General features: G+C 59.7%; 19 protein-coding genes and 3 pseudogenes. 12 read left to right on the plus strand and 10 right to left on the minus strand.

The annotated features are described in order from the left end of the window. Positions 1 to 76: 76 nt before the first annotated feature. Positions 77 to 1,042: a tyrosine-type recombinase/integrase gene (locus OKW44_RS06570; protein WP_051103794.1), complete on the minus strand. Its 966-nt coding sequence runs from the start codon at positions 1,040 to 1,042 to the stop codon at positions 77 to 79. A 245-nt stretch (positions 1,043 to 1,287) separates the two neighbouring features. On the opposite strand from OKW44_RS06570, the gene OKW44_RS06575 reads away from it, so the two are divergent. Genes OKW44_RS06575 through OKW44_RS06585 form a run of 3 tightly spaced genes read left to right on the plus strand, consistent with a single transcriptional unit; the run spans position 1,288 to position 4,456 of the window. Then, positions 1,288 to 2,529 (plus strand): tyrosine-type recombinase/integrase, encoded by a 1,242-nt coding sequence (locus OKW44_RS06575; RefSeq protein WP_018420912.1) that lies wholly within the window; start codon positions 1,288 to 1,290, stop codon positions 2,527 to 2,529. Next, positions 2,526 to 3,461, plus strand: coding sequence for a tyrosine-type recombinase/integrase (locus tag OKW44_RS06580; RefSeq protein WP_018420911.1), 936 nt, complete (start codon positions 2,526 to 2,528; stop codon positions 3,459 to 3,461). The genes OKW44_RS06575 and OKW44_RS06580 overlap by 4 nt, the downstream gene beginning before the upstream one ends. Next, positions 3,458 to 4,456, plus strand: coding sequence for a tyrosine-type recombinase/integrase (locus OKW44_RS06585; RefSeq protein WP_018420910.1), 999 nt, complete (start codon positions 3,458 to 3,460; stop codon positions 4,454 to 4,456). The genes OKW44_RS06580 and OKW44_RS06585 overlap by 4 nt, the downstream gene beginning before the upstream one ends. On the opposite strand, the gene OKW44_RS06590 is transcribed toward OKW44_RS06585, so the two are convergent. Further along, on the minus strand, positions 4,431 to 5,306 hold the full coding sequence (locus OKW44_RS06590) for a tyrosine-type recombinase/integrase (protein WP_162633970.1): 876 nt from the start codon (positions 5,304 to 5,306) through the stop codon (positions 4,431 to 4,433). The two genes, OKW44_RS06585 and OKW44_RS06590, sit on opposite strands and share 26 nt — an antisense overlap. Then, complete coding sequence (locus OKW44_RS06595; protein WP_084754109.1) at positions 5,303 to 6,562, minus strand: site-specific integrase; 1,260 nt, start codon at positions 6,560 to 6,562, stop codon at positions 5,303 to 5,305. Before OKW44_RS06595 ends, OKW44_RS06590 begins: the two co-directional genes overlap by 4 nt. A 185-nt stretch (positions 6,563 to 6,747) precedes the next feature. Here OKW44_RS06595 and OKW44_RS06600 point away from each other — a divergent pair. Together OKW44_RS06600 and OKW44_RS06605 are read left to right on the plus strand one after the other, a co-directional pair. Further along, positions 6,748 to 6,870, plus strand: a pseudogene (locus OKW44_RS06600) (IS110 family RNA-guided transposase); the annotation flags it as partial. Positions 6,871 to 7,011: 141 nt separating this feature from the next. Beyond that, positions 7,012 to 8,030: pseudogene (locus OKW44_RS06605) on the plus strand (IS91 family transposase); the annotation flags it as partial. Positions 8,031 to 8,289: 259 nt separating this feature from the next. Here the strand turns inward: OKW44_RS06605 and OKW44_RS06610 are convergent. Further along, positions 8,290 to 8,514, minus strand: a complete 225-nt coding sequence (locus tag OKW44_RS06610; RefSeq protein ID WP_084754107.1) for a response regulator — start codon at positions 8,512 to 8,514, stop codon at positions 8,290 to 8,292. Positions 8,515 to 8,742: 228 nt separating this feature from the next. Here OKW44_RS06610 and OKW44_RS06615 point away from each other — a divergent pair, with 228 nt between their 5' ends. The 4 genes and pseudogenes from OKW44_RS06615 to OKW44_RS06630 form a co-directional block, all read left to right on the plus strand. Then, positions 8,743 to 9,366 (plus strand): heme-binding beta-barrel domain-containing protein, encoded by a 624-nt coding sequence (locus OKW44_RS06615; RefSeq protein ID WP_018420905.1) that lies wholly within the window; start codon positions 8,743 to 8,745, stop codon positions 9,364 to 9,366. Positions 9,367 to 9,561: 195 nt separating this feature from the next. Further along, positions 9,562 to 10,812, plus strand: coding sequence for an OpgC domain-containing protein (locus tag OKW44_RS06620; protein ID WP_113061934.1), 1,251 nt, complete (start codon positions 9,562 to 9,564; stop codon positions 10,810 to 10,812). A gap of 50 nt (positions 10,813 to 10,862) precedes the next feature. Next, positions 10,863 to 11,582 carry an IS6 family transposase gene (locus OKW44_RS06625; protein ID WP_018420903.1) on the plus strand — a complete coding sequence of 240 codons (720 nt, stop codon included), beginning with the start codon at positions 10,863 to 10,865 and terminating at the stop codon, positions 11,580 to 11,582. Positions 11,583 to 11,643: 61 nt separating this feature from the next. Next, a pseudogene (locus OKW44_RS06630) lies at positions 11,644 to 11,724 on the plus strand (transcriptional regulator); the annotation flags it as partial. 47 nt (positions 11,725 to 11,771) lie between these two features. Here the strand turns inward: OKW44_RS06630 and OKW44_RS06635 are convergent. The 3 genes from OKW44_RS06635 to OKW44_RS06645 form a co-directional block, all read right to left on the minus strand. Beyond that, on the minus strand, positions 11,772 to 12,578 hold the full coding sequence (locus OKW44_RS06635) for a sulfite exporter TauE/SafE family protein (protein WP_018420902.1): 807 nt from the start codon (positions 12,576 to 12,578) through the stop codon (positions 11,772 to 11,774). 33 nt (positions 12,579 to 12,611) lie between these two features. Further along, a complete protein-coding gene (locus OKW44_RS06640; RefSeq protein ID WP_018420901.1) occupies positions 12,612 to 14,279 on the minus strand; it encodes a bifunctional protein tyrosine phosphatase family protein/NAD(P)/FAD-dependent oxidoreductase in 1,668 nt (555 codons plus the stop codon). Positions 14,280 to 14,379: 100 nt separating this feature from the next. After that, positions 14,380 to 15,321: an MBL fold metallo-hydrolase gene (locus OKW44_RS06645; protein WP_026225878.1), complete on the minus strand. Its 942-nt coding sequence runs from the start codon at positions 15,319 to 15,321 to the stop codon at positions 14,380 to 14,382. A 126-nt stretch (positions 15,322 to 15,447) separates the two neighbouring features. Between OKW44_RS06645 and OKW44_RS06650 the strand changes: the two genes are divergently transcribed. Continuing rightward, a complete protein-coding gene (locus tag OKW44_RS06650) occupies positions 15,448 to 16,092 on the plus strand; it encodes a peroxiredoxin (RefSeq protein ID WP_035470947.1) in 645 nt (214 codons plus the stop codon). 2 nt (positions 16,093 to 16,094) lie between these two features. After that, positions 16,095 to 16,508, plus strand: a complete 414-nt coding sequence (locus OKW44_RS06655) for an ArsR/SmtB family transcription factor (protein WP_018420898.1) — start codon at positions 16,095 to 16,097, stop codon at positions 16,506 to 16,508. A gap of 759 nt (positions 16,509 to 17,267) precedes the next feature. Here OKW44_RS06655 and OKW44_RS06660 read toward each other — a convergent pair. From OKW44_RS06660 to ribA, 3 genes are all read right to left on the minus strand, one after another. After that, the gene (locus tag OKW44_RS06660) at positions 17,268 to 17,501 is read right to left on the minus strand and encodes a helix-turn-helix transcriptional regulator (RefSeq protein WP_018420897.1); all 234 of its coding nucleotides are present in this window, start codon (positions 17,499 to 17,501) and stop codon (positions 17,268 to 17,270) included. A gap of 553 nt (positions 17,502 to 18,054) precedes the next feature. Further along, on the minus strand, positions 18,055 to 19,329 hold the full coding sequence (locus OKW44_RS06665) for a tyrosine-type recombinase/integrase (RefSeq protein ID WP_018420896.1): 1,275 nt from the start codon (positions 19,327 to 19,329) through the stop codon (positions 18,055 to 18,057). Between the two features lie 221 nt (positions 19,330 to 19,550). Next, positions 19,551 to 20,201 carry a GTP cyclohydrolase II gene (gene ribA / locus OKW44_RS06670; protein WP_018420895.1) on the minus strand — a complete coding sequence of 217 codons (651 nt, stop codon included), beginning with the start codon at positions 20,199 to 20,201 and terminating at the stop codon, positions 19,551 to 19,553. 338 nt (positions 20,202 to 20,539) lie between these two features. On the opposite strand from ribA, the gene OKW44_RS06675 reads away from it, so the two are divergent. Further along, positions 20,540 to 20,983, plus strand: coding sequence for a CBS domain-containing protein (locus OKW44_RS06675; protein WP_018420894.1), 444 nt, complete (start codon positions 20,540 to 20,542; stop codon positions 20,981 to 20,983). The last annotated feature ends 167 nt before the right edge of the window (positions 20,984 to 21,150 follow it).

The raw sequence follows: 21,150 nt of genomic DNA on the forward strand, positions 1-21,150 counted from the left end.
CCGTGCCGCACGAGCTTTTGAATTCCTGAGCATTGCTGGGCTAACCGATCGGATCAGTTCACGCGGCCGAGCATAATCACAAGCCCTCGAGAAACTGCAGCACGCGGTCGGTGGGCCGGTAGCGCCGGTGCCTGCTGTGGGGCAATTGAAGCGTACTGAGGGCTCTTTCCTTCATTGCCAGGTCTGCCTCTATGTACATGTGCGCGGTCGCTGGGTTCTCGTGACCCAGCCACAGCGCAATGACCGTGAGGTCAACTCCAGCCTGAAGCAGGTGCATGGCAGTCGCGTGCCGGACCAGGTGCGGTGAGATGCGTTGGCCCTTGAGTCCCGCGCAATCAGTTTCCACGGCCTGGTAGGCGAGGTTAAGGCGATCGGTTATTCCGGTTCGCGTAATCGGTCCGCCTGAACGATTTGGAAAGAGCCACTGTCCGGGCGAAGCGCCAATTTGCCGAAGCCAGAGCCGGATCTGGCTTGCGGTGCTGCGCCAGAGCGGGACCACACGTTCTTTGCGGCCCTTGCCGTGAAGACGTACAGAAGGGCTTCGATCCAGTTCGACGTCGCCAACGCGTATGCCGATGAGTTCGGATACCCGAGCGCCGGTGTTATAGAGAGTCGCCAACATCACGCGATCGCGCTGGCCGCACCATGTGTTGGGGTTGGGTGCATCGAGCAAGGCGCATATTTCTTCTCGGGAGAGGAAGCGGACCAGCGGGCGCTCGTATCGCTTCATCGGGATCGCGAGCACCTGTTTAATCGTGCGAAGCGATTCTGGTACTCGGGACGCAGCATAGTGCAGAAACGAGCGAATGGCGGCAAGCCGGAGGTTGCGGCTGCGGATGCTGTTTTGGCGAACCACTTCGAGATGATTGAGGAAGTCGAGAACCAGTGGTGCATCAATATCGCTGAGTTCCAGGCGTTCAGGTTTCCGATGCAATCGCTGTTCGGTGAATTCGAGAAGCAGCCTCATGGTGTCGCGGTAAGCAGCCACCGTTCGCGGGCTGGCGTTACGCTGCTGTATCAGGCGCTCCATAAAGAACTGCATCGCATTACCGACATCGATCCCCTCCTGATACCAGCCGATAAGACGGCGGCAGATAAAGCTGTGTCGCTAATTCCGCATTCGGATTTATCGACATAACTCCGAGGCCACGATTATTCCGAGTGTGACTTCGATAGTCGTCGACATGACGCGTCGTTGCTCGACTGACCTCGGAAGCGACGGTTGATTTCTCGGCATTATTCTGTCGTCTCCATCCGGCACCCCTTCCGGATCTTCAAGGAGGCATCATGATGATGCTCACGCGCAACGATGGAATAACTTCTCCAGACAGACAGTTTTGCACCGGGCCGCTGGCCACTCACGTTGAGGGTTTTGCAGATCAACTTTCGCGCATGGGGTACGCGCCGAACACAGTTCGTACAAAGTGTGACGTAATAGCCGATCTGAACCGATGGCTCGAACGGCGGCTGATCCCTTTGGCAGAACTCAATGAGGGGCTGCTGAGACAGTTCCAGAGGGCACGCCGCTACAAGAACAGGGCGCGACGAGGCGATGCGACTACTGGTCAGCAGCTTCTTGCGTATCTGCGCAATCGTGACGACATTGCCCCGCCTGCACTGCAGGTCGATCGAACCCCGTCGGCCTGCCTTATTCGAGCCTTTGAAGAATCTCTCTGTACCGAACGTGGTCTGTCACGGTCAACAGCCGGCCACTATCTGACCGTCATCCGGCGCTTCCTTAAGGGGCGGTTTGGGTGCAAGGTTCCGCATGTTGACCGGTTGCGACCGCAAGATCTCCACGATTTTATCCTTCGCGAGATCCAGCGTGTGAGTCGCAGCCACGGCAAGCTAATTGTCACGGCGCTGCGCTCGTTCCTGCGATTTCTACTGCAGCGCGGCGCTATTCAGACAGACCTGGCTTGTACGCTACCCGGGGTGGCATGCTGGAGACTGTCACATCTGCCCAGGTCGTTGCCTCCCGATCAGGTCGAACGATTGCTCGCCAGCTGCGATCGATGCACACCTGCCGGCAAGCGCGACTATGCGATCTTGCTGCTCCTGGCCCGACTCGGGTTGCGGGGTGGTGAGGTGCTGGCCATGACATTGGACGATCTGGACTGGGAGCGCGGCGAGATCGTGGTTCGAGGCAAAGGTCAGCGACTGGAACGCTTGCCAATGCCATCGGATGTTGGTGCGGCATTGGCGAGCTATCTTTGTGACGTCCGTCCGGCGTGTGCGACGCGTCGGGTGCTCATTCGCATGAAGGCTCCGTACCAAGGTCTTGCCAGTGCGGCGATTTGCTGCATTGTTCGACGCGCTCTTAGACGGGCCGGTCTGAACCCTGAGTTCAAAGGGGCTCACCTGTTGCGCCATTCGCTCGCCACCAATCTGCTTCGCCGCGGCGCGACGCTGGGTGAGATTGGGCAACTGCTGCGTCACCGACAGCCGATAACTACGCAGATCTACGCCAAAGTTGACATCGCGGCGCTACGTGATATTGCGCTGCCGTGGCCCGGAGGTGAGTCATGAGCAAGCTACAGGTCGCACTCGATGAGTACCTCGCAGTCCGTCGCGCCCTCGGGTTCAAGCTGCGCCTGTCAGGCCGACTGCTGCAACGCTTTGTCGACTTCGCTGCTTGCGAAGGTGCAGAATACATCACCACCGTGCTCGCAGTTGCATGGGCGATGCAGCCGACCACCGCGCAACCTGCCCAGTGGGCGAACCGCCTCGGCATGTTGCGTCGTTTCGCACAGTATTGCAGCGCAAACGATCCACGCAACGCCGTGCCGCCGGCAGACCTGCTTCCTCACCGGTACCATCGTCCAGCTCCATACCTTTACCGCGACGAAGAGATCAAACGGTTGCTTGCTGCTGCCCGCCGCCTTCCGTCTGTCACTGGTCTGAGGCCTATTACATTCTTCACGCTGTTCGGCCTCTACGTCGCCACGGGGCTACGGGTCAACGAGGCCTTGCATCTCGATCGCAACGACGTCGATCTGGTCAACGGAGTGTTGACGATCCGTGGCGCGAAGTTTGGCAAGATGCGCTATATACCGCTCCACGTTTCCACACAACGAGCATTGCAGCGCTACGCAGTCCTGCGGGATCGCTTGTGCAGCGGTCTCGAAACGCCGAGCTTCTTTGTCTCGGAGCGCGGAACCCGTTTAACAGAATGGTGCGTGCGATGGACCTTTGTGAAGCTATCGCATGAGATCGGCTTACGCGGTGACAACGACTCCCGAGGGCCTCGTCTGCACGATCTTCGTCACCGGCTGGCCACTCGCACGCTCCTCAACTGGTATCGACGCGGTGTCAATGTCGAGCGTCACCTGCCGTTGCTTTCGGCCTACCTCGGGCACGCGCATATCACCGACACGTACTGGTATTTGACTGCGACGCCCGAGCTGCTCCGCTATGCGCTGCGATACGTGGAACGCTCCAGAGAAGGACTGCGATCATGAATACGATCAGCACGCTCCCCGCACTTCTGCAGGCGTTCTTCATGGATCGGCTCATGCAGCAGCGTCAGGCGAGCTCCTACACCGTCGCGAGCTACCGGGACACCTTTCGCCTGCTTCTCCAGTACGCGCAAAGACGCCTCGGCAAGGCGCCTTCCAATCTGACGGTTTCAGAAATCGACACGCCGCTTTTGGGCGCGTTCCTCGATTACCTGGAGCACGAACGCAAGAACAGCGCCCGCAGTCGCAACGTGCGTCTCGCTGCAATCCATTCCTTCTTCCGCTACGTGGCGTTGCACGCACCGGAGCATAGCGCGGTGGCGCAACGCGTCCTGGCCATGCCAAGCAAGCGCTACACGCGCAGCCCTATCGCTTATCTGACTCAGGTTGAGGTCGATGCGTTGCTTGCCGCTCCCGATCTCACGACATGGTCTGGTCGCCGCGATCGCGCGCTTCTGACGTTGGCTGTCCAGACGGGCCTGCGCGCAGCCGAGCTCATCGGGATGCGCTGCGAATATGTTTTGCTTGACACCGGCGCGCATGTACGATGCGAAGGCAAAGGTCGAAGGTGCCGTTGCACGCCATTGGGTAAAGACACCGTTCTGGTGTTGCGCAGTTGGTTACGTGAGCGACAAGGACAGCCTCTTGAGCCTGTGTTCCCGACCACGCGCGGAACCGCGTTAAGTCATGATGCCCTGCAATACATGCTGGACAAGCATCTCCGTATCGCTTGCCAGCACTGTCCATCGCTCGTGCATAAGCGCGTGACTCCCCATGTATTGAGGCACACCCTGGCCATGGATCTGCTTCATCACGGCGCTGAACAAACCGTGATCGCACTCTGGTTGGGGCACGAATCGACCGAAACAACGGCAATTTATCTGCATGCAGACATGCAATTGAAGGAACGCGCGCTTGCTAAAACGTCTAACAGGAAAGTCCCGGCATCCCGATACCGACCTGATGATCGGCTCATGCAATTCCTGAAGAGCCTCTAATAATTCCGAGTACCGGCACCGCCTCTTCCCAGCGCAGTGCCGGCAATCCCACGCTTAGTGAGGTAACACTCGGAATAATTTTGGTCTCGGAGTTATGCCTCAGATCGTGGATGCGCGGGTGCGGGTGACCTCCTCGGGCCTGCCATCCGAGCTGTGCTCGAAGACGGGCGAAGGCATATGCGATCTGACGATAGTTCACTGGCCTCCCGCGGTCTGACACGAAGAACGCGTCGGTCGTCGACGCGGGCAGCCTTTTATCCCGAATACATACATAGGTACGGAGGGCTTCGGTGGTGGTCGGATGTAGAGGAACCTGGCGGGCTTTCCGAAACTTGCTCTGACGGATCGTGAGCAGGCCGCGTTCCAAGTCCACGTCCGAGCGCCGAAAGTCCAACGCCTCCGAGATACGCAAACCCGTGGCCGCAAGCAGACCGAAGACGGTTTGACAGGTAACTGGACGCAGGCTGCCGGCGGGCGGAAGTCGTCGCGCAGTATCCAGCAACACGTCGATCTCCTCCTCCGAGTAGATATGCGGGGTCAACCGTCGATGTCCTGGTCCACAGAGTCCTGGCGATGCAATTTCGGTGGCGGGATCAAACTGCAGGCGATACTTGGCGAACGGGCTCAAGATTCTTAGCCGACCTGCTCTCGTGGTGGCTGTCGAGCGGCGGGACGAACAGGCCCAACGCAAGGCCAGTTCTTCTGTGATCGGACCGCGGTGACCGATTTGATCGGCGAAGCGTGCAAAGCACAGCAGCCGCCTTTCCTCACTCTCCAAAGCGAAGCCGAGTCGCCGGCGGCATTCGAGATAGTCCTCGACCAGGGACACCATGGTAGTGGCGGGCTTCATGTGCGTCTCCCCGGCCATGGCAAGGCAACGGTGTTGAGCCTGGGTAGATCGACTTTGACATAGATGGTCGTCGTGTTGACGTTGCGGTGGCGCAGTAGATCGGCGATGTCTTTGAGACTTGCCCCTTCCCTGAGTAGCCTTGATGCGACCGAATGGCGTAGCACATGGGTTCCGGTCCACCGCTGAGCGAGGCCACACCGGGCGTAGGCACAGCGTACGGCATTACGCACCAGGCTGGGCCCCACCGGTTCATCGCGCGGAGCGCGGTGCCGCACAAACAGTGCGCGGCTTTCCGTTCGCGGGCGCCCGAAGCGCAGATAGTCGGCGATCGCGCGCCCCGTCTCCAAAGGCAACGGCAGAAGTGTTGTGCGCTTTGCCTTCGCTTTGGCAATCCGGAGCGTCCCTTCTCGCCAATTCAGGTCATCGAGCTGGATAAAAGCCACTTCGCTCGCCCGCAGGCCCAGGTCCACCAGACAGCGAATGATCGCGTAGTCACGTCGGCCGGTTGGACACGTATGATCGAAGGAATTCAAAAGCCCCGCCAGTTCTGAATCGGTAAGAGAATCCGGTAACGCCGCTAGACGCCAGTAAGCGACTCTTGGGACTGCGGCAATCAGGGGTTCGGTAGGTTGTCCGTGTATGCGACGGAAACGCAAATAACTCCGCAGACAGTCGCCAATGATTCCTGCTGTCCGGGGTTGGCAGCCCGCGGCGCGATCAGTCACGAATCGACAGATCTCATCTGGCTTGAGGCATTCAAGCGCAATCGGCCCCCAGCCGAATCGGGCAATGAGGAATTCACGGACGTAGCGCAGACGGTAGAGACGCGTTGCTGGTGCTAGCCCCTGCACATCCTGAAGATAGGCGTCAAAGAGCCGAAGTTCTTTACTTATGAAATTGGAAACCGGCGCTGATCCCGAGGGAATGATTCCCTCCGAGCGCAGCATGCGAAGCAGATGACGCAGCGCGCGGCGAAGGTTTGCGGGAGTGCGGGGACTTGGCTTGCTGCAGTGGCAGACGGGAAGGTGCTCCGTGAGAAAGCGATGCAGCACCGTCTCGTCGATGTGATTGGTAGCGATGCGTCGCGCAGTCAACCACCGTCCGAAGTGGGAGGCGCATTGCAGATAGTTCTCTTTAGTAGTACCCGCATATCCATGACGCCCCAAGTAGTCGGTGAAATTCACAACGACGGGTCCAAGTGCGCCGTACCGTGCGCGATTGCACACGACAACTTCAGAAACGACTGGCGTGATCATGATCGCTCTCCTGAGAGATGGCGATGAAGCCATCTGGGAAGAGCAGTATCTGTTATGCAAGGTTGGCCGATGGTGAGGCGCTACCTGGCACCCAGAGGAATTGGGCCTCGCACCTCAGCATGACCGACAAACCGTGCATAATTCCGGGGCGTCCATAATACGTGCTATAGAAATGTTTCTATAGAACGTTCAACTGGTATTGGCTTGTCGACGGACTGATGGCCGACGGTTTTGCCGTACATCTGGCCAATACTGCGGCGATCAAGCAGTACGAGGGCCTGAAGTACTCAGGTGACGAACACGACGCCCGATAAGGTAATCGCCATGCTCAGGGCCAAGCTTTAATGGAGAGTTAAACGGGCGCGGAGTCCGCTCCGCGCTCACTCCGAGACATCTTCTCCTCATAGGGAAACACTTCCCATAAGGCAGGTAACGGAGTGCACTCCGTTACCTGCGGTAACCGGCACTGTCCGAAGTGCCAGTCGCTTGCCCGCGCGCAATGGCTTGAACACCGCCAGGCCGAACTGCTCCCCGAGGTCGAGTATTTCCATGTGGTCTTTACTCTGCCCGAACCGATCGCGGCGCTTGCCTACCAGAATAAGAAAGCGCTTTACGACATCCTGTTTCGCACCAGCGCCGAGACCTTGCGCATGATCGCCGCTGATCCGAAACACCTGAGTGCCGAAATCGGCTTCATCACGCTCCTGCACACCTAGGGGCAGAACCTGCTACATCATCCGCACGTGCACTGCGTGGTGCCGGGCGGCGGCATCGCCCCGGACGGCGAGCACTGGATCGCCTGTCGCCCCGGTTTCTTCCTGCCCGTGCGGGTACTCTCGCGCCTGTTCCGGCGTCTGTTTCTCGAACAGCTACGCCGAGCCTTCGACACCGGTACGCTGCATTTCTACGGCAAGCTTGAACCGCTTGCCGACGCTCAGGCGTTTGCCGCCTTTCTCGGACCCGCGGTACGAGCCGAGTGGGTGGTCTATGCAAAGCCTCCCTTCGGCGACGCCCGGCACGTGCTCGACTATCTGGGCCGCTACACCCATCGCGTGGCCATCTCTAACAACCGGCTGATGCGCTTCGACGGCGACGACGTCACCTTCCTGTGGAAAGACTACAAGCACGGCGCCACGCATAAGACCATGACGCTCACCGCCGACGAGTTCATCCGTTGTTTCCTCCTACACGTGCTGCCCGATGGCTTCAAGCACATTCGCAGTTACGGCCTGCTGGCCAATTGCCACCGCGCAGCCAGGCTTGCCACCTGCCGCCGGCTACTCGGTGGCGTCGCCCCCGCGCAAGAAACATCCAGCGTAACGGAAGACTATCGTGACCGCTTCCAGCGACTCACCGGCCGGTCATTACGCGATTGCCCCGCCTGCGGCAAGGGCCACATGGTGGCATCGAAACCTTTCTGCCCGGCCCACTGCCGCGTGCACCGCCACACATTCACCATGATCACTGATCCGCTCTGGCGCGACTGCCAATCACGTTTCCATTCATTCCTGGTGGCGACGCACGCGGGCTTGCGTCAGCGGGTCTTCGCGGTATACCCACGACCCGGAATCTACGTCAGTCATCTCGCCAGGAACACGTTTGCACCACCGTCGCGTGACCGTCGACTCCGATTCATCGTCGCGCGGCGCCCGGCTGACGTGTGTGGCGCGCGCTGGATGACCGCAGCGACGATTCAATGCCCATAGCACGACCGCCTGCGGAGCGATTCAGCACAAACGGTTTTCCGATTGCGGTCCGACCTGTACGGACTCGCTTATACGTCTGTAGCCGCAATCGCTAACCAAAAAACCCTTCTGCCAGATGCCCTCCCGCGCATAGGCGAGACCGGTCGCGCCGTCGGCCACCGAGTCAACAATCAGACCGCTCTCGCTCAGGCCACGCGCCAGGAACTGGCTGGCGCGCATATCGTCTTCGATCAGCAGGATTCGCATGCGCTGGGGCTTACATTAAGGGGCTTACATTAAGGGGCTTACATTAAAATTTTTTCACGTTGACGCGAAACGCCTGTACAGCTTCGCACGGCATACTACGGACATCGTGGGATGAGCGTAGTGTAAAACGGCCGGCTAGCGCACGTTCGACGCTCTCCTATTTTTGGGCTTCTCTTGTCAAATAGCCGTCAGACAAGAAAACTTTCTTTGAATAACGGAACGCAAATCGTGAATAAATACGTCGTTTGTTTTGCAATCGCCCTGTCAACGATGTCCACCGCATACGCGCAGGGAACCGTCCTTAAAGGAATGGACTTCGGTCCATTAGCCAAACTGGCCGGAACCTGGAGAACAGTTGCTGCCGGCGGCCTCGATGTGGCGCCCGGTCAAGTGGGTTCCAAAGTAGGCACAGGCAATCCCGCAGTGGAACCCTATTACGAACAGTTGACCTTTGAACCCGCAGCGGATGCAACGAATGCCAGCGATCAATACCTGGTGGCAATGGCTTACACGCTGCAGGTGTTCCGAAAAAGGGACAACAAACAGTTCCATGACCAACGCGGCTATCTGATTTACGACAAGAAGAACCAGACTGTCTATGACTCATTTTGTATTCCCCGGGCGATCTGCGTTGTGGCGGAAGGAAAAGCCGGCGATAAGATGACTCTAACGTCAAAATCTCACGGGGTAGCTGAATCTCAGTACATGCTGAAGAACGATGCGACAAGTGTTTTCTCGATCACGTTCGACATGACGGGAGATACATTGAAATACGCGCAAAAAACGCAATTACATGTGTACGGCAAGTCGTTCACCCACGTTGACTCTAGCACCCTCAGCAAGGCAAACTAGTTCATCTCGCAAGTCCGCGTCTCGCCGCGACGCTGCCCAGGCAACGCGCGGTGAGCGATTGCACTGACAACTGCATAAAAATAACTTCATATTCCTGCAGCTGACTTTTTAGACTGTACGGACTACATTGGCTCGTCCGCAAACTTTCTTCAACTCACGAAGAATGGTGACCTGGGCGGCATCGAAGTAACGCACATGATCGGCAAGGGACAGATGAAGTGTGCTCGCCGAACCCATCTGCCCACCGCCGACCCATTTTACGACCTCGCAAATAAGCAGTACTGTGCATATCAATCTCCTTCGCCCCGCATTCCTTACTGCGGCAAAACCACCGTGAGTCGAGATTCCACTCGTTCAACGAGCGTCGATTTCCTGCGCGGCCTGGCGTTGATCGTGATTACACTCGACCACGTCTCGCACAGCGCTCTCTCGCATCTGACACTGCATACCTATGCATTTTGCGACGCGGCTGAAGTCTTCGTCTTTCTCGGCGGCTATGCGAGCGCCGCCGCTTACTGCGCGATGACAGCGCGCGGTGGCGCAGCGCAGGCTCAGCGCCGCTTTCTAAAACGCAGTTGGGAAATCTATCGTGGCTATCTCCTGACGGCCGCTCTGATGCTGCTGTGCGGCCTGGCAATGATCGCGTTGCACATTCACACCGCCGTACTGACCTACACCGATGCGCCACTGTTTTTGGTCCGGCCGCTCCAAACGCTACTCGATATCGCCACGCTACGGCGCCAGCCTGATCTGGCTGCGGTGCTGCCGATGTATATCGGGTTCGCGCTGTGTGTGCCGCTGGTCGCGCCGGTCGTTCGCCGCCAGCCGGCCACCGCGCTGCTGGCGAGCCTGGCGTTGTGGCTGTGCGCACCTTCGCTTGCGCATCTGCTGCCGAGCGCCGACCCTATCGGCTGGTCATTCGATCCGTTCGCGTGGCAGTTGATGTTTGTGCTTGGCATGCTATGCCGGCTGCATCCGGTGTCCGCCGTGTTCCAGGTTTCGCGCGCCGGACTGCGGCTGACCTGGATCGCGCTTGTCGTCGCGCTGGCTTTTGCCGCTTACAGGTTGCTGATTGACAACCAGCCGGAACCCGGCTATTTGAAACAGCACCTGAGTTCCCTGAGAGTCGTCAGCTTCGTCTCGATAGCCTGGCTGGTCGCCCAGTTGAGCCGGCTCGGTTGGATCGACCGGCTGGCCGCGGCGCTACCGCCAGTGGTCACGGTCGGTCGCCAGGGGCTGACCTGTTTTGTCTGGGGAACGCTCATTTCGATTGTTGCCGACACTGCGCTGCAGGTCGCGGCGTCCGCCTTCCATACACGCACGCAAGCGGTTGCCGCGGCGCTATCGGCCGACTTGCTGACGATCGCAGCGGTACTCGCCGTCGCCATCGCTACCGCGAGGCTCAAAGCGAATCGCCCGATATCGCAGCGGGTTGTGTCGCGCTAAGGATGCGGGAATAAAATTCAGGCGGACATTTTCCTGAAGTGAAGCGTGATATGAAGAATGCGACTGCGGGAAAAGCCCTGCCTGCCGGCGTAGCGAATGTACTCAAACGCCTGCACTATCCGCTGGACGTGATCCTGCTGTGTGTGCGGTGGTATGTGGCCTACTCGCTGAGCTTGCGAAATCTCGAGGAAATAATGGCCGAACGGGGTTTCGAGGTCGACCATTCGAGCGTGCATCGCTGGGTGATCAAACTCGTACCGTTGTTCGAGAAGGCCTTTCGCAAGCACAAACGTCCGGTCGGCAAGAGCTGGAAGATGGATGAGACCTACGTCAAGGTGGGCGGCCGGTGGAAGTACTTGTATCGCGCGGTGGACAAGGCCGGTAATACGGTGGATTTCCTGTTGCGGGCGAATCGCGACAAAGCTGCCGCGCGCCGTTACTTCGAGAAAGCCATCGATCGGAACGGGACGCCCGAGGCCGTGACCATGGATAAAAGCGGGGCGAATCTGGCCGCCCTCCAGGCCATCAACGCCGAGCGGGAAACGCCCATCAAGCTCCGGCTGGTCAAATATCTGAACAACATCGTCGAGCAGGATCATCGGGCGATCAAACGACGAACCAGGCCCATGATGGGCTTCAAGGATTTCCGGTGTGCCCGCATCATCCTGTCAGGCATTGAGACGATGCATATGATCAGGAAAGGCCAGATGAAGGACAGCGGCGGCGTCCCCCGAACCGCCGCCGATCAGTTCTATTCGTTGGTGGCGTAAGGACTCCTTGTCATTGCGGACCTTTCTTGCCTTGCCAATCTTATCGCGACACAACCTTATGAAGGAATACCCGCTCGGCGACGAAAGCGATTGGTTGCAGCTTTTCAAGAGAGATCTCGAAGCGGGTGCCTTCGACAGTTGAACAATTGATTTACCCGGCATGACCAAAACGAAGCCGGGACGACTCGTTCAAACGTCCAGCGCCGCCTTTGCCATCAAGCCAAGCGCGACGCAGGCCAGCGCAACCGCGAAACCCGCCTGCACATGCCGCGCAGAGAGTCGGTGCGAAACCAGGCGCCCGCCCACCATGCCGGCGGCCGTCGTCAGGCTGAACCACAGTGTCAGGTCGAGCGGCAGCGGCGTGCCGTGCAGAACCGTCGCCACCACACCGCCGCTGCCGACCAGCGCGATGACCATCAGCGAGGTGGCCACAATGCCATGCATGGACACGTTGGTAAGCTTGCGCAGCATCGGGACGATGACGAAGCCGCCCCCCACGCCGAGGAGTCCCGTCATGAGCCCGGTCAGTGCACCGATTGCCGCGAGTGCTGCGCATGTCGTCCACGACCAGATGAGCCGCCCTGTGTCGGGGTTGACGCGGCCGACGCAAAGTGGCGAGTCCGGCCGGTTCGACCGCCCCTGCTTCAGGGCTTGCAATAGCATCCGTACCGCCACCACCAGCATGACCGTGGCGAACAGTGCCAATAGCACACGCGGCGGCAACGCGTGCGCAAGGCTCACGCCGAGTGAAGTCAGCGGCACGCCAGCCGCGGCCATGAAAAGCGCGGCGCGGTAACGGACGAGCCGCTGCCGGAATGCTTCAAGCGCACCGATGGCGGCGCTGCCCGCCACGGCGATCAGGGCCACCGGCGTCGCTTGCTGCATCGGCCAACCCATGCCGACCACCAGCGCTGGAACCGCCAGGATGCCGCCGCCCGCACCGGTCAGGCCGAGTACGGCGCCTACGATGGCGCCAAGGAGCAGTGAAGTCAGCATTGACAACGCGCCGGATTCTGAGCCACGGCTTCGTTAGCCAACAAGCTCAGGCTGCGCGAGCCACTCGCGCCCCTTGAGCATGCCCTGCCAGTAAAGCGGCGGCAAAATGCGCGCCTTCAGTAACCACGCGAGGCGCGACGGGCGCTTGCCGTCGATCAGCCAAGTCGGTAGCGACGGCGCGACCTTGCCGCCATAGAGAAATTCGGCGAGCACGATCTTGCCGCGTTCGACGGTCAGCGGACATGATCCGTAGCCGTCGTATACTGCCTGGCCTTTCGCTTTCCCCAAGCTCGCAAGCACGTTGTGGGCGACGACAGGGGCCTGCTTGCGCGCGGCGGCGGCCGTCTTCGCATTCGGCGTGTTTGGCACGTCGCCGAGCGCGAAGATGTTTGCGTACGTCTTGTGACGCAGCGTTGCCTGGTCGACATCGACCCAGCCCGCTTTATCCGCCAGCGAGCTGACGCGGATGAAGTCCGGGGCTTTCTGCGGCGGCACCACGTGGATCATGTCGAACTCGCGGGTAATCGTTTCCACCGTGCCGTTCTCGAGCGTGCGCTTGAATGTCGCGCGCTTGGCCGGCCCGTCTATCGCACTCAGATTGAAGCCGAAGTTCAGTGCGATGTCATAACGCAAGACGTACTCCATCAGAGCCGGCACATAGTCGGCCACGCCGAACAACACCGCCCCGGCATTGAAGAACTGGACGTCTATCTGCCCGAGTCGGCCTGAGCGTCGCCAGTGATCCGAGGACAGATACATCGCTTTTTGCGGTGCCCCGGCGCATTTGATCGGCATCGGCGGCTGGGTGAACAGCGCGCGACCGCCCTGGAGCTGGCAGACCAGCTGCCACGTATAAGGCGCAAGATCATAGCGGTAGTTGGACGTCACGCCATTTTGGCCGAGGGTTTGCGGCAACCCCTCGATGGCATGCCAGTCCAGCTTCAGTCCCGGACAAACGATGAGCTGCTTGTAGCTCACCACCCGGCATCCCTCGAGCACGACCGCATTGCTTTCCGGCTCGAACGCAGCGACAGCGGCCTTGAGCCAGTGCACTTTGCGCGGGAGCACCGAGGCCATCTTGCGGGCGGTGATCTCGGGATCGAACACACCGGCTCCGACCATGGTCCAGCCCGGCTGGTAATAGTGGGTTTCCGCAGGGTCGATGACGGCGATGTCGAGGTTCGGGTCGCGCGCGAGCAGGCTCGATGCGGTGGCCACGCCGGCAGCGCCTGCGCCGATGATCACGATGTCGTGACTGGCCACGGCCACTTCCACTGGCACCTTGCCGCCGTTGGCGATACGGCGCGTCAATGCAGTCAAGTCATAGCCCGCTGCCTTGCCGGCGTCGATGATGTCCGGCAGCGTCCAGCCTCGCGCTTCGGACAGGGCCCACAGCGTCGCGGCACGCATGCCCGTACGACAATAGGCGAGCACCGGCTTCGGCAGTGCCTGCATCAGTTCGCCGAACTGCGCAGCCTGAGCATCGCCGACCTTGCCGGACTCGACGGGCAGATACCGTGCTGCGATGCCTAGTTCGCGGGCTGCCGCTTCGATCTCGCTGAAAGTCGGCTGATCGGCGCCTTCGCCGTCGGGGCGATTGCAGATGACAGAGCGAAACCCTGCAGCGGCAACGGCGACCATGTCCTCGGGCGAGAGTTGGGGCGATGCGCAGAGCGATGGGTCGAGCGAACGAATGTCCATGTGGCAGATCCTTGGTGGAACTGTATGGGGAGCGACTCCGCTCCCGCCGCAGTTGGTCGGCGATAGAAAGGAATGCAGGTGCGGGATTCGGCAATGCGCCTTACAGCGCATTGACCGGAATCTTCAGGTAGCTCACCCCGTTGTCCTCGGGCGAGGGCAGCTGACCTCCACGCATGTTCACCTGCACGGACGGCAACAGGAGCTTCGGCATCGCCAGCGTGGCGTCGCGGCTGTTGCGCATCGCAACGAACTCGCCCTCGCTGATGCCCTCGTGCACATGTATGTTTCCCGTGCGCTCGGCATCGATCGTGGTTTCCCACGCGTAATAGTCGCGGCCGGGCGCCTTGTAGTCGTGACAGAGGAACAGCCGCGCCTGCCCCGGCAGAGCCGTCAGCCTTCGAATGGCGCGATAGAGCTGCCGCGCGTCACCTCCCGGGAAATCGCATCGGGCGGTGCCGAAATCAGGCATGAACAGCGTGTCGCCAGGGAAAACCGCGTCTCCGATCACGTAGGCCAGGCACGCCGGTGTATGACCGGGTACATGCAGAGCCATGGCCGGCAACGTTCCCACCTCGAATCGTTCGCCGTCGTCGAACAGGCGATCGAACTGACTGCCGTCCCGCGCAAAGTCACTGCCCGAATTGAATGTCCTGCCAAACACCTGCTGGACGCGAACGATTTCGCGACCAATCGCGAGCTGGCCGCCGAGCTGCTCCTGCAACCAGGGCGCAGCTGACAGATGGTCAGCGTGCGCGTGCGTTTCCAGCAGCCATTGCACACTTAACCTTTCGTCCTTTATGTAACTAACCAGCGCATCCATCGCGCGGGGCGAGGTCCTTCCCGAGGCTGAATCGAACGCAAGCACGCTATCGATGATTGCACACAGGTTGCTCCCGGGATCCCGGACCACGTAGCTGATCGTGCACGTTTGCTCGTCAAAGAACGCTTGTACAACCGGGCGAACGGCTACTGGCGCGTGTACTGCTGCGCTGATCACTTCACCGGCAGCGATGCAGGCTGGATCGACAGATTGATCGGACATAGCAGATCCTCACCCTTGGTTTGATTACTCATATACACACTATCATAACTTATTAAACTGTAAATGCGACGTCCACCCAAGACACGCTGCCGGCGATATACTTGCGGCAACCCTACGCCACGACCCATGACCGACACACCACTGCCCTTCCCTCGGCCCCTCCGGATCGGCGATCCGGCCCCTGAGTTCCATGCCCGCACCACGTGCGGTGAGCGCTCGCTGAGCGACTACCGTGGCACTTGGCTTTTGATTTTTGCCCATCCTGCGGACTTCACGCCGGTATGCACCAGCGAATTCGTCAGCCTTGCGAAGGCCGCAAATCAGTTCGAAGCCGTTGGCTGCAAGCTGTTGGGCATCTCGGTCGACAGCCTGTATGCACACGTGGCATGGCTGCGCGACATCCATGAGCGGTTCAGTGTCAAGGTGACGTTTCCAGTCGTCGAGGATCCGTCGATGGTCATTGCGACCGCATACGGCATGCTCGATCCGCAATCGCCGGATGCGGCCGCAGTGCGCGCAAGCTACGTCATCGATCCGCAGGGGGTTGTCCGGGCAATGACGTGGTATCCGATGAATGTCGGGCGCTCGGTCGGCGAACAGCTGCGCCTCGTGAAGGCACTGCAGGCCGCTGATCGCAGCAGCGCGTCAACGCCTGAAGGATGGAATGACGACATGCCGCTCCTCTATCCCGCTCCAACGACACTGGACGAGGCATTGTCAGGCAGCAGCACGGATGGCACGCCATGGTATTTCCGTCAGCAAGGGAAATGACAATGGCAAACACCACGCCGAGACTGGAAGCACTCAAACAGAAGGCTCCCGAAGCCGCCGAACTGCTCCGTCTGCTGGCCAATGCCAGCAGACTGCAACTGCTGTCTCAGATTGCGCTCGGCGAACGCTCAGTGAGCCAGCTCGAACGCGAACTGGACATTCAGCAGCCGGCGCTTTCGCAGCAGCTGGCTGAACTGCGCAAGGCCGGACTCGTGAAAACCCGCCGGGCATCGCGCTCGATCTTTTATTCAGTGGCCGATGCGCGAACCGAACTCATTCTGGAGATGCTACGCACCGTTTTCTGCGATGACGGGCAGTTGCCGGCGAGCCGGCCCGCAACAGCGGCCCGCGAAGCGCCCACGCAATCAGCGCAACCGGTGCTCGGAGACGTCGCACGTTTTGCTCGACTCGGCTAGCCACGCTGCGGGCGCGCACCAATCGATTTAGTTTAGAGAGTGTTTCGCGCACCCGGCACGGAATAGCGCCCGGTGGGATCCAACATTTTTGCGTATAGTGCGCATATACGCCATAAATCAACTATCTTTTTGATTCAAAATCAAACACTTGAATTTCACATTCGAGTCCTCTCCTGAGCCCAGCGGCCAAAATCTCGTACGACGGCTATGGATAAGCGGAACGCGCTCGGCTAGTTCGAGGTCGAGCAAACCATGCTGCGATAGCACGACACTGGTCGGCAGATGAGGCGCTGTTCATCGCGTCAAGAGTATCGTGAGGACGACCGCCTGGTTCGCACCGCCGTCTCAGTTCCGGCCAAGAACCGCTTTTCCTTCAGGTTCGATGCGAAGTTAGCGATTTTTGGACACGGATCGGACACGGGGTGGGTGGGTGCCATGCAACGCTTTCGCGAGAAACTGCGAGAGTCCCGCCCTGCGCTCCCCCGAAAGACGCTTCAATGCTTATCTGCTCTCAGGTTCGCCCGGCAGCATTCGAAAGCGCTTGCGAGGCTGAGGCGACGAGCCATGGGTGATTCCTGCCCGTCGCAAGGTCGGCGGACCTGCGTGCCCGCGCAGCGTTTCGGCGCAGATCGGCGACCCCCATCTGTCCCATCCCCGGCGAGTGCCATCTACAAAACAAACGACGAATTTGCGCTCACGCCCTTGGCTTGGCAGCCGGCAACCGGCAACCGGACGTGTCACGATTTACGACGCATATCGTCAACATTTTCGAGCAACCTGCCGCTTCTTAGCACCTGAATTTTCTGGCGGCAGGAGCTTAGCGACTGGGCGTGTGTCAGCCCAGTACTGAACCTCACGTGCGAGCCACCCTATCCTCCGCCCCGATAGCAACCGTGGCTCTGGAAACGTTTTCTCGCGAACCAGTTGCTGTACGGTCGACGGTGACAGAGAGAGGGCCTGAGCCACTTCTTTCAGAGAGAGACAGATTTTCATGGCGGCTTAGCCTTCGTCGGTTTCCGTTGGATCTTGACTACCGTCAATAGGACCGAACTGACGATGTGCGGCGATTCATCTTTGCGCTTGGTGTACTTCAAAACTTAATACGCGGCGTTAGGTGTAGCAAACGCACCGGAGAAACAGAAATGCCATTTTCCCGCCCAATTGCCAAATGAGGCGCTTCCCGAGACTACCGGGAAATACCATACGCTACACGACGCCAGGTCGAAAACTGCTTAACGCTCGTTTCCTGGCGTTGATCCTTCTTATTTCGATGTTCAACGGCGCTTCACTTTCGTCGGGCTGCGTTGGAAGAACGAAGGCTCGCGCTGTTCACCGCATTTCCAGACTGATCGCCAGCCCATACCCGTTGATAGCGGTTCGTGAAATTGTTCGATCGGAATCCACGAGAGGTGCACGGCGGCCGCGGGAAAGACTCGAGCTGGTGAAGCGCCCGCCGCGACGTCGCATATTTACTCGCGAGTCGTAACATCGTCTAACCACCAGCGTGCAATTTTGCCCTGCGTCGAAGACCGGCATAGAGACCGTGTTACTTCCTTGGAGGATATGTCGCCGCGATCTCTTCCAAGCGATGCGACAGTTTCGTGAGCCACTCGCGCCGCTCTCTATCGTAGGTATGCCGGTTATAGATACCGATGATTCCAGGCTTGACATGACCGAGGACGGCCTCGGCGATTTCGTTGGGACAACCAAGTGTTGCAAGCAGTGTGCGGGTCGTGCGTCGAAGATCGTGGGCGGACCAATGCGTCACGGGTAGTCGCGGGCGATCATGGTTCGGTGCGATTTTGCAGTACGGCTGATGATAGTAGACGCCGTGCTGGACTACGGTCTGGCCCATCGTCTTCCCACGCGCCGAAGGAAACAGAACCGTCCCCTTTGCCTGATCGAGCCGTCGCCGCACAATTACTTCGGCGCGGCCCACGAGCGGCACTCGCAGATCCGTTGCTTTCTCGTTATTAAGCCCCTTTGTCTTTTGTTTGGGAATCGTCCACCAAAGACCATCGCTTTCGTCGGCGATCTCGGTGCTCTCCATAGCGACAATCTCGCCCCCTCTTGTGCCAGTCCACAGGTAGAGCGTCAATGCATCGGCGACAGTCAAGCTGAAATTCGGCAGCCATCGCATCAATGTGCTCAGTTCCTCTACCGAGAGCACCCTCTTTTGTGTCCCGGTATATTGGCCCTCGACCTTGCGCCCTTTGCTCTTCAGTCGCCCTCTTAGAACTTCCTTCCACCAGTTAGCGGTGTTTTCAGGAAGACGACCAGCATCGAGCGCGTAGTGCCAGGCACCGCCAAGCTCCATGCGAAGGCGAGCTGCGAGCACTGGAGTCGACCGATATGATTCGAGCAGATCGAAAGCCGCGGCGCGCGTGATGGTAGCCGCAGGCTTATCCGCGATAGGCCCTAACATCGCTTTGAAGATACGTGCGGCCTCGACTGCACCTTTGGTCTTCCGGTTGACTTCTACATGCCCCCGCAGATAGTCGCGGCACAGTTGTTCGACGGTGTAATTGTTCGGTGATGGACGAGTAGCCTCTGCTTCCGTCATTCGACGCAGTGCGGAGAGCTCGGCGCCCGAGTCTCTCTCGATGCGGCTCTTCTCCCACGCGGCGATGGCTCCGGCAAACGACATTGCTGGCCATTCACCGAGCTTCACTTGCCGCATGCGGCTATCGACCGGTGACTTGTAGCGATACGTCCACGATTTCCGGCTCGTAGACGCTTGCAAGCGCAGTCCGGGAAATCCATCAAAGGTCATGTGATCGCCGCTCGGCAGTGTGGCTGCGGCACGTGCATCGAAGCGCATTCTTCCCTCGGCGTAGGTTTTTCTGAGGGAAGAATATCCGGCGTAGGTTTCCTTGGCAACGCCGAAAAAACCTACGCCGACGTTGCAAGTTTAGGCATACGGAGACAAGCGTCGATGTGCCGACTGGCGCCGCCAATAGGAGTGCTTTCTGTTTTATTTTCAAACACTTGCGGACTGCTTTGGCTCTCCTTGGGAGACCGCAGACACATCCCGGCTTCGTGCTATTCGTTCTCGTCGAAGTAATGCCCGAACTTCAGCTGCTTCGTGCGGATATACCGCTCGTTTTCCTCGCGCATCGGAATCGCGAGCGCGACACGCTCGCACACCGGAATGCCGTGCTTCGACAGCGTGTCGAACTTTTCGGGATTGTTACTCATCAGCCGCACCGACGTGACCTTCAGCGTGCGCAGGATGCCCGCGGCCGAATCGTATTCGCGTGAATCGTCGGGCAGGCCGAGATCGAGGTTGGCTTCGACGGTATCGCGCCCCTGCTCCTGCAACGCATACGCGCGGATCTTGTTCGACAGACCGATGCCGCGTCCTTCGTGGCCGCGCAGATATAGCAGTACGCCGCAACCCTCCGCCGCGATATAGCGCAGCGCGAGATCGAGCTGCTCGCCGCAGTCGCAGCGATAGGAGCCGAGCACGTCGCCCGTCAGACATTCCGAATGCAGGCGCGTCAGCACCGACGACTGGTTGGCGACATCGCCCATCACGAGCGCGAGATGTTCGGCGCCGCTGTCGACCACGCGAAACACATAGGAAGTGAACGTGCCGTAGCGCGTGGGCAGCGTGGCGGTGGCGTCGAGCACGACGCATTCGCCGGTGACGGCGCCGTCCGCTGCGGGCAATGGATCCTGAGACGTGAGCATGGCGTTGAACAATGGTGCTGGCATGAACCCGGTCGAGCCGGGGATAAGGTGTGGACTGCGAGTTTACCGCTAATCCGCATGCAGCACGTGGATGCCCCTTTGCGGGCACGGGACGCTGATCCGCGACAAGCCACACCTGGCACACGCGGATCACGCGAAACACGAGCCCGAGACCCGAAACAAGCCCGCGCGGACCGCGCCAATCCAGCGCGCATCGTCCGGCACGCCCGAGGTATTCCCGGTGTACCGCGGGCGCACGTCGCGCCTATACTGGTATCGCCTGTCCCTCACGACCGTGCGCCACTTCGGCGTGCTGCACTGCGAAACGGAGCCGCTCCATGACAAGCGTTGCACAGCTTCTTAAAACGAAACCGAACCCCTCCGACGTCTATACGATCGGCGCCGACGATTCTGTCTACGAGGCGATCCGGTTGATGGCCGAGAAAAGCATCGGCGCGCTGGTGGTGACGGACGGCGACAGCATCGCCGGCATCATTACGGAGCGCGACTACGCGCGCAAGATCGTGCTGATGGACCGGTCGTCGAAGGCGACGCCGGTGCGCGACATCATGAGCAAGGCGGTGCGCTTCGTTCGTCCGGACCAGACGACCGAAGACTGCATGGCGCTGATGACCGAGCGGCGCATGCGTCACCTGCCTGTCATCGACAACGAGCGGCTGGTCGGCATGGTGTCGATTGGCGACCTCGTGAAGGACATCATCGCGGAACAGCAGTTCACGATTCAGCAACTCGAGTTCTATATTCACGGCGAACGGCTCTGACAGGCAGCACGGCTTTCGCTGAGCGACACCGCATCGATCATCCGCGGGGGACCAGACACAAAAAAGGCCCAAACCTCGAAGGGCTTGGGCCAAGCTACCTTGCGGCAGCGGAGGTTCCTTTGGAAAGAGGAACGCAACGCGCGCGGATGACACGCTCACGCGCGCAT

This window comes from Paraburkholderia lebeckiae, assembly GCF_050436325.1.
GTDB classification, from domain to species: Bacteria; Pseudomonadota; Gammaproteobacteria; order Burkholderiales; family Burkholderiaceae; genus Paraburkholderia; species Paraburkholderia tuberum.

Bases quoted from the DNA above. Each gene is read 5' to 3' on its own strand.
- OKW44_RS06585 (WP_018420910.1), top strand. From the start codon at position 3,458: ATGAATACGATCAGCACGCTCCCCGCACTTCTGCAGGCGTTCTTCATG.
- OKW44_RS06575 (WP_018420912.1), top strand. From the start codon at position 1,288: ATGATGATGCTCACGCGCAACGATGGAATAACTTCTCCAGACAGACAG.
- OKW44_RS06625 (WP_018420903.1), top strand. From the start codon at position 10,863: ATGAAGAATGCGACTGCGGGAAAAGCCCTGCCTGCCGGCGTAGCGAAT.
- OKW44_RS06590 (WP_162633970.1), bottom strand. From the start codon at position 5,306: ATGAAGCCCGCCACTACCATGGTGTCCCTGGTCGAGGACTATCTCGAA.
- OKW44_RS06660 (WP_018420897.1), bottom strand. From the start codon at position 17,501: ATGAAAATCTGTCTCTCTCTGAAAGAAGTGGCTCAGGCCCTCTCTCTG.
- OKW44_RS06650 (WP_035470947.1), top strand. From the start codon at position 15,448: ATGACCGACACACCACTGCCCTTCCCTCGGCCCCTCCGGATCGGCGAT.
- OKW44_RS06635 (WP_018420902.1), bottom strand. From the start codon at position 12,578: ATGCTGACTTCACTGCTCCTTGGCGCCATCGTAGGCGCCGTACTCGGC.
- OKW44_RS06675 (WP_018420894.1), top strand. From the start codon at position 20,540: ATGACAAGCGTTGCACAGCTTCTTAAAACGAAACCGAACCCCTCCGAC.
- OKW44_RS06580 (WP_018420911.1), top strand. From the start codon at position 2,526: ATGAGCAAGCTACAGGTCGCACTCGATGAGTACCTCGCAGTCCGTCGC.
- OKW44_RS06640 (WP_018420901.1), bottom strand. From the start codon at position 14,279: ATGGACATTCGTTCGCTCGACCCATCGCTCTGCGCATCGCCCCAACTC.
- OKW44_RS06665 (WP_018420896.1), bottom strand. From the start codon at position 19,329: ATGCGCTTCGATGCACGTGCCGCAGCCACACTGCCGAGCGGCGATCAC.
- ribA (WP_018420895.1), bottom strand. From the start codon at position 20,201: ATGCTCACGTCTCAGGATCCATTGCCCGCAGCGGACGGCGCCGTCACC.
- OKW44_RS06655 (WP_018420898.1), top strand. From the start codon at position 16,095: ATGGCAAACACCACGCCGAGACTGGAAGCACTCAAACAGAAGGCTCCC.
- OKW44_RS06595 (WP_084754109.1), bottom strand. From the start codon at position 6,562: ATGATCACGCCAGTCGTTTCTGAAGTTGTCGTGTGCAATCGCGCACGG.
- OKW44_RS06645 (WP_026225878.1), bottom strand. From the start codon at position 15,321: ATGTCCGATCAATCTGTCGATCCAGCCTGCATCGCTGCCGGTGAAGTG.
- OKW44_RS06620 (WP_113061934.1), top strand. From the start codon at position 9,562: ATGATCGGCAAGGGACAGATGAAGTGTGCTCGCCGAACCCATCTGCCC.
- OKW44_RS06570 (WP_051103794.1), bottom strand. From the start codon at position 1,042: ATGCAGTTCTTTATGGAGCGCCTGATACAGCAGCGTAACGCCAGCCCG.
- OKW44_RS06610 (WP_084754107.1), bottom strand. From the start codon at position 8,514: ATGCGAATCCTGCTGATCGAAGACGATATGCGCGCCAGCCAGTTCCTG.